The organism is Mesorhizobium sp. KR2-14, assembly GCF_040049255.1.
Classification (GTDB): domain Bacteria; phylum Pseudomonadota; class Alphaproteobacteria; order Rhizobiales; family Rhizobiaceae; genus Pseudaminobacter.
The window spans coordinates 65,124-82,604 of sequence record NZ_JBDZDR010000005.1; the positions used below are offsets into that span (position 1 = coordinate 65,124).

A 17,481-nucleotide genomic window follows, 5' to 3' on the forward strand; every position below is an offset into this window, starting at 1 on the left:
ACGCGGCCACGGGATTGGCCAGCTCCCTACTTTGTGGGAGATACTATCATCACCCGGGCGCTATTGACAGGGCCGTCGCAGCACCTAGTATCAACCAAACAGTTGATATACTGAGGCCAACATGCCGCTTTTTGTACATGAACTTGACGCGAAGGTTCTCGACGCCATCCGCGCCGGGCTCGCCATTCCGGCCCACCCATTGGCGCTCGACGCGAACCGCCAGCTGGACGTCCGCCGGCAACCCGCCCTTAGCCGCTACTATTGCGACGCAGGCGTCGGCGGGCTCGCCGTCGGTGTCCATACCACACAGTTCGCGATTCGTGAGGTTGGTCTTTACGAGCCCGTCCTGCAGCTTGCAGCCGAGACGGCGGCTGTCCACACCGACCGCAGCGTTGCCATGATCGCCGGTCTTGCCGGTCGCACGGAGCAGGCCGTGAAGGAAGCGGACATCGCTGTCGGGCTGGGCTATCACGCGGGACTTCTCAGCCTCGGCGCGATGCGCGACGCCAGCGAGGACGAGATCATCGAGCACTGCCGCGCGGTCGCGCGCCGCATCCCGTTGTTTGGCTTCTATCTCCAGCCAGCGGTCGGCGGCCGCCACCTGCCAGGCTCCTTCTGGAAGCGTTTCTGCGAAATCGACAACGTCATCGCCATCAAAATGGCGCCTTTCAACCGCTACCGCACGATCGATGTTGTACAGGGGCTGGTGGATGCGCGCGCAGAGGACCGGGTGACGCTCTACACCGGCAATGACGACCACATCGTGCTCGATCTTCTGCTGCCCTTTACCGTGAAGAGGGCAGGGGAAGCAGTCAACGTGCGCATCAAGGGTGGCCTGCTGGGCCATTGGAGCGTCTGGACCCGTGCAGCCGTGCAGCTCTTCGAGCAGTGCAAGGCAGCCGTTGAGAGCGGTGGCGTCCTGTCGCCGGAACTGCTGGCGCTCGACTCACGCGTCACGGCCATGAACGCTGCCGTGTTCGACGTCGAGAACGATTTCCATGGCTGTATTGCTGGCTGCCACGAGATCCTGCGTCGTCAGGGCCTTCTCGAAGGCATCTGGTGCCTCGATCCCGCAGAAGGGCTTGGTCGCGGCCAGTCGCAGGCGCTTGACCGAGCCATCTCGGACAACCCCGACCTTATTGACGATGCCTTCGTGGCGGCCAATCTCGGCCGCTGGCTCGACGGCAATTGAACGAAGCTGATTGGAACGACGAGGCACTGACATGACCCAGCGTTACCCGGAATACTTTGCAAGCGAGGAAGAGCTAGACGATTTCATGTCGACGCCTGATCAAGGCTTGATCGACGACCTCGCCAGCCTGGACGGCGACATCATGATTGTGGGCGTTGCCGGCAAGATGGGCCCCACTGTCGCGCGGATGGCAAAACGCGCGGCGCCGGACCGCCGCGTCATCGGCGTCGCCCGCTTCTCCGAGCCTGGCCTGAGAGACTATCTCGAAGCCCACGGCATCGAGACCATCACGGCCGACCTTCTCAACCGCGAACAGGTCGCAGCCCTGCCGCGCGCGCGCAATGTCATCTTCATGGCAGGCCGCAAGTTCGGCTCCAACGGCTCGGAAGAACTGACCTGGGCGATGAACAGCCACGTCCCGGCACTCGTGGCCGAGCATTTCGCTGGAAGCCGCATCGTCGCCTATTCGACGATCTGCGTTTATCCTTTTACGCCTGTCGCCCATGGCGGCTCGCGAGAGGAAGATCCTGTTTCGCCTCCCGGCGAATACGCCATGTCCTGCATCGCGCGCGAGCGCATCTTCCAGCATTTCTCCAAGACGCTGGACACGCCGAGCCTTCTCTTACGCCTCTCCTACGCGATCGACATGCGCTATGGCGTTCTGCACGACTTGGCGAGCAAGGTGCTCGCGGGAGAAGAGATCGACGTCACGATGGGCCACGTCAACGTGATCTGGCAGGGCGATGCTTGCTTGCAGTCGCTGCGCTCGCTGTGCCACACGACAGTGCCCGCCCAGCCTCTCAATGTTTCCGGCCCTGAAACCGTTTCCATCCGCTGGATGGCGGAAGAGTTCGCCAAGCGCTTCGGCTGCGAGGTCAAGATCGTCGGGCAGGAAGCCCCGACCGCATGGCTCGCCAACACGTCGCGCGCCGCATCACTATTCGGCTATCCGAACGTGCCGCTGGCGCGTCTCATCGACTGGCAGGCAGACTGGCTCAAGCGCGGTCTTGGCAGCCTGGGCAAAGCCACGCATTTCGAAGTCAGAAGCGGAACCTATTGATCCCATGACCATCCTTGAGCGCCCACTCGCAGAAGCCGACACTGATGCCTGCTTGCGGCTGGTCGCCGAGGCTGGATGGAACCAGACCGCAAACGACTGGAAGACGATCTTCGAGATCGGCGAGACATGCGGGCTGTTTCAGGACGGCACGCTGATCGCCACAGCCGCTATCGTCCTGCATGGACCTGTCGGCTGGGTGTGCATGGTGCTCGTCACGCCCAGCGCACAGCGTCGCGGACACGCGACGCATCTTCTCAAATGGGCAGGTAACCGCCTGGACGAACTGGGCCTGACCGCGGGGCTCGATGCAACGCCCGCCGGCCGCCAAGTCTATCTGCATCTGGGCTACACTGACATCTACCCGATCACTCGAATGCAGTGCGATGGGCCACTTCCCCGCGCGACGACCAACTCAAGCCCAGCCATTCGAGCCGTAATGGCCGACGATCTCGATGCATTGCTCGCACTCGATCATGACGCATTCGGCATCGACCGCAGCGCGCTCGTCGCCAGCCTGATACGTCGGCGTCCCGATCTTGCCTCGGGCATCTTCGATGGCGACACCTGCCTGGGCTTCGTGCTTGCCCGCGAAGGCCGCCGTGCGACGCAGGTCGGTCCGTTGGTGGCGCGAGACGAGGCGCTTGCAGTGGAACTCTTGCACCACGTTCTGGACAGATCCGAAGGACCGGTCTTCATTGACCTCCCTGACGGGCATGTTGCGCTTCGCGCCGCGCTTGAGGCTCGCAACTTCACCGCCCAGCGCACATTCACGCGCATGCTGCGTGGAAAGACGCAAGCGTTCGACGACACCCGTCTCGTCTTCGCCCTGACCGGTCCCGAGTTCGCCTGAGCAGGCGCTCGCAACTCAACATCACCGGACAACGAAACAGGCGCAGCAATGATGCTGCGCCTGTTTCGTTCACACATGCCGCTAATCGGCAGGCCCGACAAAATTACATGTCGAGCAGTTTATAGATGCGACGGCTGTAGACGCCGAACTCTTCGCTGGTCTTCATTGCCAGCGTGCGCGGGTAGGAAAGGTCGATTGGGAAATGCTCGGCCATGCGCGCCGGACCGGCGGTCAGCACCGCACAGTGCGAACCCAGCAACACGGCTTCGGGAATGCTGTGCGTCACGAACAGGATCGTCTTCTTGGACTCAGCCCAGATGCGCAGCATCTCGAGGTTCATCTTTTCGCGCGTCAACGCGTCGAGCGCACCAAAGGGTTCGTCCATCAGAACGAGCTTGGGATCATGTACCAGTGCGCGCGCGATGGAGGCGCGCTGCTGCATGCCGCCCGACAATTCATAAGGATAGCGGTTCGCGAAACCGCCAAGCCCGACCATTTCCAGAAGATCCAGCGCCCGCTCACGGCTTGCCTTCATGGGCAGGCCAAGGATCTCCGCCGGCAATAAGACATTGTCAAGGATCCTGCGCCACTTGAGGAGCAGCGCCTGCTGGAACACCATGCCAATGTCGCGACCCGGTACGAACGGTATGTTTTCACCGCCGATTTCGACCGTTCCTCCATCGGCTTTGTGGAGCCCGGCAAGTATCTTCAAGACCGTCGTCTTGCCGCAACCAGAAGGCCCGACCAGCGAGACGAAATCGCCGTCGTTCACCTCCATGGTGACGTCGGAGACAGCCAGCACTTCCTTGTCTCGGGTTTTGTAAACCTTCTTGACGTTCTGCAGGTTGATCAGGCGTTCGCTCATCATCAGTCGTTCCTGGTGGCAATCGGCGCAGTCAGCGGCCACGGACTTGCACGTTCAAAGGCGCGGGCAGCTTGAAGCACGACAAGATCATTTCGCGCGGGGCCAACGATCTGCAGTCCAACGGGCAGTCCGTCCCGCGTCAGGCCACAAGGCACGCTGGCGGCCGGCTGGCGCGTCAGGTTGAACGGGAAGGTGAACCCGTACCACGAGCGGCCTTCGTAGCCTTCGGGCGCATTGCGACCGATTTCGAACGGCGGCGTTGCGAGGGTCGGGGTCAACAGCAAATCATAGGTTTGGTGCAGGTCCGCCATCCGGCGCGCAAGCGCTGCACGCTCCATCTGCGCGGTGAGATGTTCCTCCAGGCTGGCACCCCTGCATTCTTCGATTTCCTCAACCAGCGCCGGATCCATCTCGGGGTAGCGCGAGGCGGGCATGTTGCGGAAGGCAAAAGCGGTCAGCCCGCGCTTGTAGCTCACAAGGGTAGGCCATGGGTCGTCGAAGACATGATCCACCACATCCACTTGCGCGCCGAGGCTGCGGAATGTCTCGACCGCGTTTTCAACAATTTCGAGAACCTCGGGCTGAACGTCGACATAGCCGAGCGTCGGGCTGAAAGCGATGCGCCAATGCGAGGGGTCACCCGCTTCGAGTTCCAGGTCGTAGCGCGGGGAAGGGGAGGGGTCCGCTTCCCAGTCGCGCAGATCCGGCTGGGCGATGACACTCATCATCAGCGCTGCGTCCCGTACGGTACGCGAGATCGGTCCGAACCCGGCCAGCGTCGCATAGGGGGTTGGCGGATACATCGCAACGCGCCCGCCTGACGGCTTGTGGCCGAATACACCGGCGAAGCTCGCGGGGATCCGCACCGAGCCACCCGCATCAGTCGCCAGCGCCAGCGGCGATATGCCTGCCGCAACGGAGGCGCTTGAGCCACCGCTGCTGCCGCCTGGCGTCAGCGCCGTGTTCCATGGATTGCGGGTGATGCCTGTCAGCGGGGAGTCGGTCACGCCCTTGAAGGCGAATTCCGGCGTCGTCGTCTTGCCGAACAGCACCGCTCCGTGCTCGCGCAGGCGCGCAACCGCCGGGCCATCCTCGCTCCAGGGTTGCTCCAGATTGATCGTATGCGAGCCGCGCAGTGTCGGCCAGCCTGCGGTTAGGATGATGTCCTTCACCGACACCGGCACGCCGTCGAGCAGCCCCTGTGCCTGTCCACTTTTCCAGCGCGCGGCTGATGCTTCCGCCTGCGCACGCGCGCCTTCGCGGTCAAGAAGGCAAAACGCATTCAGTTCTGGTTCCAGCCGGTCCAGTTGTACAAGGACGGCCTCAAGCGCATCCACCGGAGAAAACCTGCCCGCTCCATAGCCCTCGATCAGTTCGACCGCCGAAAGCAGCGCAAGATTGCCGCTGGCCGCACTCATGCAGGGCCTCCGTCAAGACGTGCATCCTTGACCACGAATATGCGCTCCAGGAACTGCACGGCAGCATAGAGCAGCACGCCCAGCAGCGTCAGGATAATCACCGCCATGAACATGCCTGCAGTATCCAGCTGGCCCTGAACCTGGATCATCAGATAGCCGAGCCCCCGGCTTGAGGCCACGAACTCGCCAACGATCGCGCCGGCAACCGCGAGGATCGCGCCGACCTTCATCGATGAGAAGATGTAGGGCAGGGCACCGGGAAGCTGGATCTTGCGGAAAATTTGCAGGCGAGAGCCGTTCAGGCTGCGCACCAGGTCAAGCAGATCCGGCTCGACCTCCCGCAACCCGCGTGCGGTCGTGATGAGAATGGGGAAGAACGACAAAATGAAGGCAAAGAAGATGTTCGTGGAGATGCCGTAACCCATCCACACCACCAGTAGCGGTCCGAGCGCGACCTTCGGGATAAGGCTAATGGTCACGAAGAGTGGGAAAAACGCCATGTGCAGGATGCGGAACCACGAAAACAGCAGCGCGACGACAACGCCAAAGGCTACCGCCAGCCCATATCCGGCGAAAATCTCGACAGCAGTCACCCAGGTATTGTCGAGCCACTTGTAGCGCGACTGGAACAACGTCACGACCGTCGCGGATGGCGAAGGCAGGATGAAGGGGCGAACCATTCCCGACACCGACACCAGATGCCACACCAGGATGACAGCCAGATGCACGCCGACGATGATCGCATAGCGTGGGATCTGTTCTGAAGACTCTGTCCATCGCGACGATGCGACAGTGGAGCCGATACGCGGGTCTTCTCCTTGCGTTACAGCCGACATGCATCACTCCTGGGCTTCTAATGGAGGCAATCTTCAACCAACCAATTGGTTGATGCTAAGAGCAGGAAAGCTGTCTGTCAATCAGGTTGCAGCGCCTGCATGACGAAGTCGACCACATGCGCACGCCGCTCTTCAATGCGTTCCTTGTCGTTAAACTTGCAGTCGAAAATCGCCGACAATGTGTGGATGTTGTTGAAATAGAAGAACCCCAGGCCGGCAATCGAAATGTAAAGATGCACGGGGTCGAGCCCCGCCCGAAACTGCCCGGAAGCCACGCCTCGTTCCAATGTTTCCTCGATCATTGCGATGAGCGGAGAGTGCAGTTGCGGCAGGTTTTCCGACTTCTTCAGGTGGCGACCGCGGTGGAGATTTTCATCGGTCAGCAACGCTACGAAATCACGGTTTGCAGCCAGGTAGTCAAACGAGAAGGCGACGAGACGCGCCATCACTTCGCGCGGATCGCCGTCACTCCCGTCTAGTTTCGCCTCCTCGGTTCGGATACGCGCATAGGCCTCTTCCAGCACCGCCCGATAGAGCGTCTCCTTGTTCGAGAAGTGGTGATAGACCAGTTGCTTGTTGACGCCGGCCTTGCGCGCTATCTCGTCGACCCGGGCACCCTCCAGCCCCTTGCTCGCGAATTCCTTGCGGGCCGCGCGCAAAAGCAGTTCGCGGCTCGACAAATCGTCCTTCCTGCCGCTCCTGCGTCGGGGCTTCTTCGGTTCGGCAGCGGTCTTATCAGCAGGACCGTCGGCGTTCTTTGACATCAGAGATAACCAAATAGTTGATCATTTTATTGACGCGCATGGGGCGCAGGGTTAGCCTCCTGTTTAATGCAGTTTGCAAGAACGGTCGACCATCGGCGCGCTGATGCAGATTGAGGGACTGGCGAAACAATTATTCAAGGGGAATGACAATGAACAAGACAGGGGCAATTTTTGCAGCAGCAGCCATGCTGGCCTCCTCTTCCGCGAGCGCCGTTGCTGAAGAGCCACTGAGCATTGTGCTGAACTGGACGCCCACCGCCGACCACTCGCCGCTCTATTATGCGCTTGAGCAGGGCTGGTACAAGGATGCCGGCATCGCGCTCACGATCGAAACCGGCAAGGGCTCCTCAATGTCTGCCCAGTCTGTCGGCGTCGGCACCAACAACATCGGCATCGCCGAGCTTGGCACCGCATTCGTCGCCCGCAGCAAGGGCGCCGACCTCGTCGCGGTCATGAGCCTTTATGCCAACGCGCCGTTCGTGTTCTACTGGAAGAAGTCGTCGGGCATCGATACCGTCGCGGACTTCAAGGGCCGCACGATCGGCAACCCGCCGGCTGACGCCGCCCGCATAATGTGGCCGGCCTTCGCCAGGGCTGCCGGCCTGGAAGAAGATGCAGTCAGCTTCGTCAACGTCGCACCGCAGGCAAAGATCCCGACGATGGCCGCGGATCAGGTCGACATCATCTCCGACTTCTACAACGGCCACGACCTCAAGATCGAAACCTTCGGCGACGACCTGGGCTATGTGCGCTGGAGTGATATCGGTCTCAATCCGTACGGCAACTCTTTCATCGTCAACGGCGACTATCTGGAGTCGCACAAGGACACCGTCGCATCCTTCGTCAGCGTGACGCAGCGCGCCTACATGGCCTGCGTCCAGAACTCCGATCCGTGCATCGACGCCTTGGTAGCGGGCGCAAGCGGGCTTGAGCGTGGAGAGATGGTCAAGCAGTGGGGCCGCGTCAAGGAACTGATGGCCGACGCGCATACCACGACCAAAGCACTCGGCTATCTTGATACGGAGCAGGTCGCCAAGACCTACGAGTTGGTCGACACGTTCTTCGAACTGGATGCACCTTTCGACCCTTCCCAGGCCTTCACCTCGGAGTTTCTCGACACCAACCTGAAGATGACCGCGCAGTAAGGTCGCAAGGCCTTGTCGCTTGAAGAAGCTAACGCCCGTGATCCCGGTTGGATGGCGGGCGTTTTTTGTTTGACTGAATTAGCTCGCGAAAGGCCCGGACATGCTCCCCCACTTATAGCGTCAGGAGTAACGTCGGTATTATGACTAGCATCGACCATAAGATAGAGGTCCTTTCCGGGCCGGAACGGCGGCGGCGCTGGAGCACGGCGGGGAAGCTGGCGATCATACAGGAGATCTACGAGACGAACGCGGCGGTCACCCGCACGCCTTAGAGGGTGTTAGAGAATCAACGTTTTGCAAGGCGATTAAGCATGAGCCGGGTGGCTGCGATGTCGATCATCGTCTCGGACGTCTGGACGCGATACTCATAGTCCTTGCTGAGCCTACGATTGAGCCCGAGCCAAGCAAAGCTGCGTTCCACGATCGAGGTCAAGCCGGTAATCTTGAAGGCACGCTGACGCCGTTTGACGATCAGCAGCCGCCACCCTTGCTGCTCTGCCAGTGCGTGAGCGAATTTCTTGCTCTCATGCCCGGCGTCGGCGATCACGGTGGTGATCGCCGGAAAGAGCGCCTTCAGTCCACTGGTCAACAACGCTCCGGCGCGCCGATCCGAAATATCCGCAGCCTCGACACGATCGGTAGGCCGAGTGTATCGACCAGAATATGGCGCTTTCGGCCTTTAACTCGCCTGGAGGCATCAGACCCACGGGTTCCGCGAACTTCGGTAGTCTTCACAGACTGCCCATCCAAATCACGACCGACGGACATTCCGCGCGGCCGGAACGAATGCGCGTGAGCCTGTAGATCTCTCGTTGCAAACGAACCCAAACCCCGGTGCGCTGCCATAACCGAAAATACCAGTAGACCGTGCTCCAAGGCGGAAGTCAGCTGTGGCCATTGGCAACCAGTACGCAGCAGATAGAATATCGCGTCGATCACGGAACGAAGCCTGATCCGGCGCTGCCGACCGCGCCGTTTCGGTGATGGTAACAGCGGCGCGACAATCGCCCACTGCTTGCCCGTCAAGTTCGACGGGTATCGGCTGCAACTCATCCTGATGTCTCCTACTTGGGGGCAAGCCGACCCCGCAATCGTTAATTTCCAAACGCCCTCTTAGCGTGTCGCTGGGAACAGTTCTTGTTCCGCCCCTACCGGGGATTGTCATCAGCCGGCGTGCGACGTCCTCGCGATCGGCGATCGCTTCGATCTCCATCGTCACCTGGCGTTGAACTCGGCCGAAAATCGTCTGCGTGTCTTCATCCTGGATCGTCCTTTTCATCGGGCGATCCACCTTATGCCCCTGTCCCAGAAAACGGCACCACCTCTGCCTTCGGGTGCGCGAACTGTCGAGCCGGTCGTCGTTTCGGATTTATGGGTTATGACTATGGCTGAAGGCGAAAACTGCCAGGAAGTCGAAAGCGCAGGTGGTCACTACCGCCTAGTTGTTCCCTTGTGCGCCTTACGGCGTTCGAGATAGGCCGTCGTCTGCAGAGCGATGAGGATCAGTACCGCACCGATGGCGATGCGCCCGTCAGGCACTTCGCCGAAGAAGAGGTAGCCTGCAGCGGTGGTCATGACGATCGAAAGGTAACCTATGGGTGCGAGCACGCTGGCCTCGGCCAGACGATAGGCGCGCAGGAAGCAATATTGGCCGGCCTGAGCCAGCAAGCCGATGCCGAGCAACGGAATCCAGTCGAAGGCCTTGACCGGCTGCCAGACGAAGATGGCGGGAACGGCGGTAATCACGGCAAGGCCGACCGTATAGAACACCATCATCACCGTGGTGTTTTCGTCGCGCAGCGCGCGCGTCTGGATGATCGCCAGCGAGCCGAAGAACACTGTACCGAACACGGCGAGCAGGCCAAGGTTCCACTCCACGCCGCCCGGCGCCAGCATCACCAGCACGCCGGCGAAGGCGAGCCCGGCACCGATCCAGCGCAGCCGTGACACGGTCTCGCCGAGGAAAGCGACCGCCATGGCCATGGTGATCAGCGGCCGCGAGAAGGACAGCGCGTTGACCACCGCCAAAGGCAGCATGGTGTAGGCGAGGAACTGGCTGGTCAGGGCAATCGCATTGCAGCTGATGCGCGAGATGTTTTTCCACGGATGCCTGGGGTGGCGGATCTGGTGGCGATGGCGCCAGATCAGCGGCATGATGAACATCAGCCCGATCAGCGAGCGGATGAAGACGAGCTGGAAGGCTGGGTAGACCATGCCCTGTGCCTTGACGAGCGCCGTCATGCCGCCGGCGACCAGCAGCATGTCGGCGAGCACCCAGACGATGCCCTCGCGGTTGGCCTTGTGCCGCTCCTCGACCGCCGGAAGCGGCTCCGCGATTTCAGACTGGCTGGACAAGATTGGTCATCAGCCTGAAGGCGCCCGGCACCAGCTTGTCGAGTTGGTGGTGCAGCACGAGCGAGGTGTGGGTGTGGCGGCCCTTGCCGATGCTGCCCGAGACGATCGCCCCCAGCAGCGGCTGTTCGTTGACGTCATGCATCGACACAAGCGGCTCGTAGGCTTCGTCCCAACGAGCAGCGAAGTAGAGCCCTCGTTCCTTGTCCCAGCCGGACCAGTCCTGCGGGCCGATGGCATTCGGGCCGTTCAGCAGAATGTGATTCGGCGTCAGCACCGTGACCGCCGCATTGGGATTCGTTACGCGCCAGCGTAGGGACGGCGAGCCGATCTCGAGTTTCCTCGGTGGCGTCTCCAACGGGTTCCAACCATCGGTCGGGCGGTGATAGAGCGTGACGAGATGCCCGCCGTCTTCGACGAAGCGATGCAGCTTTTCCGTGGCCGCGGCCAGATCCTTTCGAATTCCGAAGGCGAAGATGCCGACCACGATGGTGGTGAAGCGGTTGAGATCGCCCGACAGCGCCTTGGCGTCCAGTTCGGTGACGTCGAGGCCCAGACGCGACAGCCATAGGCCGACCCGGTCGGCACCGGCGCCGACATAGCCGACGCGGGCACCTTCCGGCAGCGTGAGGTCGAGCGCTAGCACTTTCAGGGTCTCGGGCTGGCGGTGGGTGACGCGGCCGATATGCGAATAAGAGATCGGCGTCAGCCGCAGTGCCGGCCGGCCGCCGACCTCGGGGACGATGGTCCTCAGCCCGGCATCGATCTTCTCGGGGGCGCGAAGCATCTGGCCGGCCGATGTCTGCGCCAGCGACCAGCCGTCGGCCATGCCGAGCGTGACAGGTGCCTGCCTGCCGCCGACCGTCATCTTGACCGGCCATTCGCGCCTGCCGCCTTCGACAGGTGCGAGGATCGCTTCCGGGTCCATGGTAACCGAGCTGGCCGGCAGCACAGCTAAGGGCTCTTCGAGGTCGAAGGTGGCGCGGGCAACATGGTCGCCGAAGCTGGCGGTGACCAGTACGTGTGCCTCACCATTGCCCGCGAGCGCCGACCAGGCCGGGGCATAGAGATTGGAATAGGCGGCGTCGGTCGCTGCGGAGACGGAGAACGTGCGCCGGCAGCCAGAGGAGGCATCGGCCTTGGCGACAATGCGCTCTGGCAGCACCGCTTCGACCTTTACCGAGCGCCCCTCGGCTCCTGGAGCGAGGTCGACGGTCAGCACGCCGGTTTCGCCAGGCGACAGTGTTGCCGGAGCAAGCACGGCGCGGTCGAAGATACGGGCGGCCTCGATCAGCGCGGCGTCTATCTCGCGCGCTTTGCGGCCGAGGCGGTGTCGATGCAGTTCGAGGAAGGCGGGCGACGCGTTCTCACGTGCCGCATCGAGCTGGGTCGCTGCCTCGGTGAGGGCTCCAATGATGGCATCCGTGTTCGGGAAGGCCGCGATCGCCGTGTTGACAGCGGTGCCCGCCGCCTTCAGCGCCTGGGCGGCTTCGTAGGAAAGGTTGCGGGACGTGGCGAGATCTGCGAGCGAAACGGGCAGGCCGTCCAGCACCGACGTTTCTGCGTTCATGCCATTCCTGGCCAGCAGCAGGTGCAGCGGCCAGCGCGTGTCGGCTCGGTCGGGCCAATGTCCCATTCCTTGCGACGCGTGATAGTAGCGGGACCACTCGCCGATGCGGTTGTATTCGGCGCCGGTCGCCGGCTCGCGGCCAGACGCATCGACGATAACCGTGGCATCGGGCGGAGGTACCTCGTCGTCATAGGTGTCGCCGCCGCCGGACCATGCCGGCAGGTAATATTTCGCCACCTGCCAAGGGCTCAAGCCCTCGGCGAAGTGCTCGGGGAATGCTGCGGGATCGGCTGCCATGCGGATGGCCGTCTCGGCGGCGCGGGTCATGGCGCGGTGGTGACCGTGCTGTCCGGGCACGTCGAGGAAGGTCGGGATGACGATGTCGGGCCGCTCGCTGCGATAGGCGCGCACGAGGCGCTCCACCGTGCGCTGTTCGCCCCACCGGGCGAGGGTCTGGTCGCCGTCCTTGGAGAAGCCGAAGTCGTGGACCGGATCCTCCGGGCCGTGTCCGAGCCAATGGATATCGGCGTCGAGCGCGCGGGCGGCTTCTTCCATTTCGCGCGTGCGCATCATGCCGAGCGCGCCGAGACGCTCCGGTCCAAGCGAGTTTTGGCCGCCTTCGCCGCGCGTCGAGCAGGCGACGATAACGCGCATGCCGAGCCCAAGACGAAACCAGGCCAGTAGACCACTCTGCTCGTCGTCGGGATGGGCGCCGGTGTTCATCATCGTCACGGTCGACTTGAGCCGGGTCAGCGCCCGGTGCAGCCGGATGAACGAAGGGCTTGCCTTTTGTCGCTCGATGCGTTCGCGGGCTGTGAGCATGCTTGTTTCCTCCGGTATGCTGAATTTTATGGCGGCTATTCGCTCGCCGCCGTCTCAAGCTTTGGCGTCACCACTTCGAACAGCGGCAGCGCCGCGGCGCCGAGGGCCGCGGTGTATTGGCCGGTCTGGCCGCGAATGACGCGGGGTAGGGCGCGCGTCCTGCGGCTGGCGACCGAGATCGGCAACTTTCCCATGCGTTCGATGAGTTCGTCGATAATCGCGTCCGGCAGCATGCCGCCAAGGATCACTGTCTCCGGATCGAGGATGTTCTCGATCATCGCGATCATCGGCGCAAGGTGACCCGCCGCCTCGTCGATCCACTCTACCAGTACGGAATGGCGCTCGGCGTGGAGCCTCTCAAGATCTGCAAAATCGCAGTTGGCAATGCCTGCCTCGCAGAGCCTCTCACGCAGGGCATAGACCGAGGCATAACGCTCGAGGCAGCCATGTTGACCACACGGGCAGGTGCGGCCCCGCGGGGTGATCACGACATGGCCGATTTCTCCGGCATTGCCGAAGGCGCCGCGGAAAGGCACCCCGTCTTGGATCATGCCGAGACCCAGGCCGGCGCCGAAATAGATCATGGCGAAGCTGGAAATCGAATGGCCCGCGCCGAACAGGCGCTCGCCGACGGCCGCGGCATTGGCGTCGTTCTCGGCCCACACCAGCTCACCGCAGGCTTCGCTCAGCAGGCTGGTGGCATCGATGTCGGCCCAGCCAGGCAGGGTGGTCGGGCCGACCGAGGTCATGCCCTCGATCTCGAACGGGCCGGGCATGACCACGCCAATGCCGAGCAGGGGCGCCTTGAAGGCCTTGCGCACGGCTTCGAGCTGGGCGCGCAGATGGGCGATCACTTGGTTCGGACTGGTGTCGCGCACGGGTGTGATGCGCCTGGACCGCGGTTGTCCCGTCAGGTCGAGTACCGTCGCCACCATGTGGTCGGATGCAATTTCGATGCCCATGGTCATGGCGCCGTCGGGATTGACGGCGAACTGGATTGGCGGCTGGCCGCGGCCCGAACGCAGGCGCCCGGTCTCCATCAACAGGTTTTCGCTGACCAGCTCGTCGACGATGTTGGCGATGGCCTGGGCCGTCAGATGGGTGAGCCGGGCGATGTGCATGCGCCCCAGCGAGCCGTGACGGCGCACGACATCGAGCACCACGCGGCGGTTGTGATCGCGGCTGCGCTCCGGGTTCTTGCCCAATGTGACCTGATGTGTGCTTCCGGGCTGATACGCCATCTCGCCCATCCTGACCTGCTCCGCAAAACCGATAACGCGGAAGCTCCGCGAGCTGCAACAGATTAATTCAAGTAAATTGTCTTATTGACAAGCGACCGGCGAAAGGGAACCGTAGAGGCCAGGATGCGGGGAGGATCCGCAACTCCTTGGTGTCAGTATCGTCGGGTGTGATCAGCCCGCGTTCGATGGCCCATGAATTTAAGCAGCACGACCAAGACCTCGATTGCCTGCGGGGAACGGGTCCAAGGGGATAGTAATCGCCCGTAGCCGGGAGAAGCCGGCGGGCGCAGATGGAGGATTACATGCGCAGAACCACTCTGTTCGCCGGCCTGGTCGCAGGTTTCAGCACGCTGGCTCTCAACGCGGCCCAGGCCGTCGAGATCGAATACTGGCAGTACGTGTTCGACACCCGCGTGAAGGCGATGGATCAGCTGATCGAGAACTTCCAGAAGGCCAATCCGGATATCACCGTCAAGCAGACGACCTTCCCCTATGCCGACTACCAGACCCGCGTAATCGCGGCCAAAATGGGTGGCCAGGGTCCCGACGTGATGCAACTGTTCTACGGCTGGCTCGACAAGTTCGTGGCCGGCGGCCTGCTGCAGCCGCTGCCGACCGACGCCTTCCCGCACGACAAGATCGAGAGCGAATTCTTTCCGATCGTAAGCGCCATGAAGCGCGGCGACGACTATTACGGCCTGCCGACTGCTGTGCGCTCGCTGGCTCTCTTTTACAACAAGAAGCTGTTCACCGAGGCTGGCCTCGACCCGGCAAACCCGCCGAAGACGCTGGACGAGTTCGTCGCGGCGGCCGAGAAGATCACCAAGCATGACGCCAGCGGCAACCTCGTCGTCGCCGGCTCGACCCTCGATATGGGCGGCCAGGATCACCAGTGGTGGCGTGAAGTGCTGGTCCGTCAGTTCGGCGGCGAGCCCTACACCGACGGCGACCGCAAGGTGGCCTACAACACCGAGGCCGGTGAGAAGGCGCTGAAGTTCTATACCGACCTGCAGATCGAGAAGAAAATCGGCCAGGCCGGCTTCATGGACGAAGGCCAGGCGGCTTTCCGCGCTGGCATGGCCGGCATGACCATCGACGGCACCTTCCGTCTCGGTGCCTTCAAGTCGATCGACGGCTTCGAGTGGGGCGTGACCGAACTCCCTGCCAATGCCGAGGGCGTGCGTTCGAATTATGCCAGCTACTTCGCCAACGGCATCAGCTCGAAGACCGAAGGCGATAAGCTCGAGGCCGCCAAGAAGTTCCTGGCCTACATCTCGTCGCCCGAGGCCATGGACATCTGGCTGAAGACCGTCGGCGAGTTACCGGCACGCCGTTCGGCCGCCATGACCGACACCAACCTGGCCGACCCGATCTACGGTCCGTTCCTCAAGGGCCTGGAATATGCCCACACCACCATGTTCGTGGACGAGGCCGCCCAGCGCCAGAACACGATCGACATGACCAACCGCATCCTGCTGGAAGGCCAGTCGGTGAAGGACTCGCTTGCTGCAGGCGCTGCCGCCGAGCAGGTGATTATCGACAGCGCGGCCAAGTAAGGCCGGGGGCGCCAATGACTGTGGCTGCGGATCGGCAGGGGGCGGCGGTGAGCCGCCCCGGCGGAACCTTCTGGGACCGCCGTTCCATGCGGACAAAGCGGCTGGTCTGGGTGTGGAGCTTCCTCGCCCTGCCGATTCTGTTTTATTCGGTCATCCGCTTCTACCCCACCATCGAGGCCTTCTGGCTTTCGCTGACGAACTGGGATCTCCTGAAGCCGCCACAGTTCATCGGGCTGGCGAACTATCAGAAATTGTTCGCCGACCCGCAATTCTGGAAGGTGTTCAAGAACACTTTCGCCTATCTCGTCATCGGCACGCCCATCAGCCTGCTCTTGTCCTTCGTCATCGCGTTCTATCTCGATCGCGTGCGCTTCATGCATGGACTGATCCGAGGCCTCTATTTCCTGCCGTACCTGACCACGGCAGCCGCCATGGCCTGGGTGTGGCGCTGGTTCTACCAGCCGGCGCCCATCGGCGTGATCAACAACGTGCTGGGCACCATCGGCGTCCCGCAGCAGCAGTTCATCCGCTCGGTCGACCAGGCGCTGCCGTCGATCATGGTCACAGCCATATGGGCCGGCCTCGGCTTCCAGATCATCATCTTCATGGCCGGCCTGCGCGCCATCCCCAGCACCTTCCATGAGGCAGCTCGCATCGACGGGCTCGGCGAATGGGCGATCCTGCGCAAGATTACGCTGCCGCTGCTCAAGCCCACGACCGTGTTCCTGGTGGTGTTCTCGTCGATCGGCTTCCTGCGCATCTTCGACCAGGTCTACAACATGACCACCAACGATCCCGGCGGGCCACTCGGCTCGACCAAGCCGCTGGTGCTGATGATCTATCAAACCGCGTTTTCATCCTACGCAATGGGCTATGCGGCTGCGCAGACGGTCGTGCTGTTCTCCATCCTGCTTTGCGTGTCGCTGTTGCAGCTCTGGATCCTGAGGGAAAAGAAATGAGCGCCGTAACCGAAACCCCGGCGCTGTCTCACGCTGCTCTACGTCCTGGCCGCATCCTTGTCTGGACGCTGCTGTTCATCGGTGGCGTGATCATGGTCACGCCGCTCGCCTTCATGTTCTCGACATCGCTGAAGACGGCCGGCCAGGTCTATGACCTCCGGCTGGTCCCGTCGGCGCCGACGCTGCAGAACTACATCACCATCCTCGCCGACGGGCACTTTATGCGCTGGTTCATGAACTCGATGATTGTGGCGGTCGCCGTCACCGTCTCCAATGTGTTCTTCGACAGTCTCGTCGGCTACACGCTTGCCAAGTTCGAATTCCGCGGCCGCTACTTCATCTTCCTCGCCATCCTGTCGACGCTGATGATCCCGACCGAGATGCTTGTCATCCCGTGGTATCTGATGTCGGCCAATCTCGGCTGGCTGGACAGCTACTGGGGTATCATGTTCCCGGGCATGATGACGGCCTTCGGCACCTTCCTGATGAAGCAGTTCTTCGAAGGTGTGCCCAACGACTTCCTGGAAGCCGCGCGCGTCGACGGGCTCAACGAGTTTCAAATCTGGTGGAAGGTGGCGATGCCGCTGGTGACGCCCGCGCTTTCGGCCCTCGCCATCTTCACCTTTCTCGGCAACTGGACGGCGTTCTTCTGGCCGCTCATCGTCACCACCAGCCGCGAACTCTACACGCTACCGGTCGGCCTATCGAGTTTCGCCGTCGAACAATCCATCCAGTGGGAGATGATCATGACGGGGGCGGCGATCGCGACCCTGCCGACGCTGCTCGTCTTCGTCGGACTCCAGCGCTACATCGTCCGCGGCGTCATGCTCGCAGGGCTCAAGGGATAGAAA

The 17,481-nt window shown here is 62.3% G+C and carries 16 protein-coding genes and 1 pseudogene; 8 read left to right on the plus strand and 9 right to left on the minus strand.

The window, feature by feature from the left end; genetic code table 11:
• Positions 1–121: 121 nt before the first annotated feature.
• The 3 genes from ABLE86_RS14605 to ABLE86_RS14615 are packed head-to-tail and all read left to right on the plus strand — an operon-like array spanning position 122 to position 3,102.
• A complete protein-coding gene (locus ABLE86_RS14605; RefSeq protein WP_348779695.1) occupies positions 122–1,192 on the plus strand; it encodes a dihydrodipicolinate synthase family protein in 1,071 nt (356 codons plus the stop codon).
• Between the two features lie 31 nt (positions 1,193–1,223).
• Entirely contained in the window at positions 1,224–2,252 is a 1,029-nt protein-coding gene (locus ABLE86_RS14610) for an NAD(P)-dependent oxidoreductase (RefSeq protein WP_348779696.1), read from the plus strand.
• 4 nt (positions 2,253–2,256) lie between these two features.
• Complete coding sequence (locus ABLE86_RS14615; RefSeq protein WP_348779697.1) at positions 2,257–3,102, plus strand: GNAT family N-acetyltransferase; 846 nt, start codon at positions 2,257–2,259, stop codon at positions 3,100–3,102.
• A gap of 103 nt (positions 3,103–3,205) precedes the next feature.
• On the opposite strand, the gene ABLE86_RS14620 is transcribed toward ABLE86_RS14615, so the two are convergent.
• The 4 genes from ABLE86_RS14620 to ABLE86_RS14635 all read right to left on the minus strand — a co-directional run bounded on the left by ABLE86_RS14620 (position 3,206) and on the right by ABLE86_RS14635 (position 6,901).
• Positions 3,206–3,970: an ABC transporter ATP-binding protein gene (locus tag ABLE86_RS14620; protein ID WP_348779698.1), complete on the minus strand. Its 765-nt coding sequence runs from the start codon at positions 3,968–3,970 to the stop codon at positions 3,206–3,208.
• The gene (locus ABLE86_RS14625) at positions 3,970–5,385 is read right to left on the minus strand and encodes an amidase (protein ID WP_348779699.1); all 1,416 of its coding nucleotides are present in this window, start codon (positions 5,383–5,385) and stop codon (positions 3,970–3,972) included. Before ABLE86_RS14625 ends, ABLE86_RS14620 begins: the two co-directional genes overlap by 1 nt.
• Positions 5,382–6,221, minus strand: coding sequence for an ABC transporter permease (locus ABLE86_RS14630; RefSeq protein ID WP_348779700.1), 840 nt, complete (start codon positions 6,219–6,221; stop codon positions 5,382–5,384). Before ABLE86_RS14630 ends, ABLE86_RS14625 begins: the two co-directional genes overlap by 4 nt.
• Positions 6,222–6,298: 77 nt before the next feature.
• The gene (locus ABLE86_RS14635) at positions 6,299–6,901 is read right to left on the minus strand and encodes a TetR/AcrR family transcriptional regulator (protein WP_348779701.1); all 603 of its coding nucleotides are present in this window, start codon (positions 6,899–6,901) and stop codon (positions 6,299–6,301) included.
• Positions 6,902–7,134: 233 nt separating this feature from the next.
• On the opposite strand from ABLE86_RS14635, the gene ABLE86_RS14640 reads away from it, so the two are divergent.
• Both ABLE86_RS14640 and ABLE86_RS14645 read left to right on the plus strand, forming a co-directional pair.
• Positions 7,135–8,130: an ABC transporter substrate-binding protein gene (locus tag ABLE86_RS14640; protein ID WP_348779702.1), complete on the plus strand. Its 996-nt coding sequence runs from the start codon at positions 7,135–7,137 to the stop codon at positions 8,128–8,130.
• A 140-nt stretch (positions 8,131–8,270) separates the two neighbouring features.
• On the plus strand, positions 8,271–8,402 hold the full coding sequence (locus ABLE86_RS14645; RefSeq protein ID WP_348779932.1) for a hypothetical protein: 132 nt from the start codon (positions 8,271–8,273) through the stop codon (positions 8,400–8,402).
• A 14-nt stretch (positions 8,403–8,416) separates the two neighbouring features.
• On the opposite strand, the pseudogene ABLE86_RS14650 reads toward ABLE86_RS14645, so the two are convergent.
• The 5 genes and pseudogenes from ABLE86_RS14650 to ABLE86_RS14670 all read right to left on the minus strand — a co-directional run.
• Positions 8,417–8,749: pseudogene (locus ABLE86_RS14650) on the minus strand (transposase); the annotation flags it as partial.
• A 132-nt stretch (positions 8,750–8,881) separates the two neighbouring features.
• Positions 8,882–9,409 (minus strand): hypothetical protein, encoded by a 528-nt coding sequence (locus ABLE86_RS14655; protein ID WP_348779703.1) that lies wholly within the window; start codon positions 9,407–9,409, stop codon positions 8,882–8,884.
• A gap of 152 nt (positions 9,410–9,561) precedes the next feature.
• Positions 9,562–10,467 carry a DMT family transporter gene (locus tag ABLE86_RS14660; RefSeq protein WP_348779919.1) on the minus strand — a complete coding sequence of 302 codons (906 nt, stop codon included), beginning with the start codon at positions 10,465–10,467 and terminating at the stop codon, positions 9,562–9,564.
• Between the two features lies 1 nt (position 10,468).
• On the minus strand, positions 10,469–12,874 hold the full coding sequence (locus tag ABLE86_RS14665) for a PIG-L family deacetylase (protein ID WP_348779704.1): 2,406 nt from the start codon (positions 12,872–12,874) through the stop codon (positions 10,469–10,471).
• 35 nt (positions 12,875–12,909) lie between these two features.
• The gene (locus tag ABLE86_RS14670) at positions 12,910–14,124 is read right to left on the minus strand and encodes an ROK family protein (protein WP_348779705.1); all 1,215 of its coding nucleotides are present in this window, start codon (positions 14,122–14,124) and stop codon (positions 12,910–12,912) included.
• Between the two features lie 281 nt (positions 14,125–14,405).
• Between ABLE86_RS14670 and ABLE86_RS14675 the strand changes: the two genes are divergently transcribed.
• The 3 genes from ABLE86_RS14675 (at position 14,406) to ABLE86_RS14685 (ending at position 17,478) form a co-directional block, all read left to right on the plus strand.
• A complete protein-coding gene (locus ABLE86_RS14675; protein WP_348779706.1) occupies positions 14,406–15,671 on the plus strand; it encodes an extracellular solute-binding protein in 1,266 nt (421 codons plus the stop codon).
• A gap of 86 nt (positions 15,672–15,757) precedes the next feature.
• Positions 15,758–16,630 (plus strand): sugar ABC transporter permease, encoded by an 873-nt coding sequence (locus tag ABLE86_RS14680; RefSeq protein WP_348779920.1) that lies wholly within the window; start codon positions 15,758–15,760, stop codon positions 16,628–16,630.
• Positions 16,627–17,478, plus strand: a complete 852-nt coding sequence (locus tag ABLE86_RS14685) for a carbohydrate ABC transporter permease (RefSeq protein WP_348779707.1) — start codon at positions 16,627–16,629, stop codon at positions 17,476–17,478. Before ABLE86_RS14680 ends, ABLE86_RS14685 begins: the two co-directional genes overlap by 4 nt.
• The last annotated feature ends 3 nt before the right edge of the window (positions 17,479–17,481 follow it).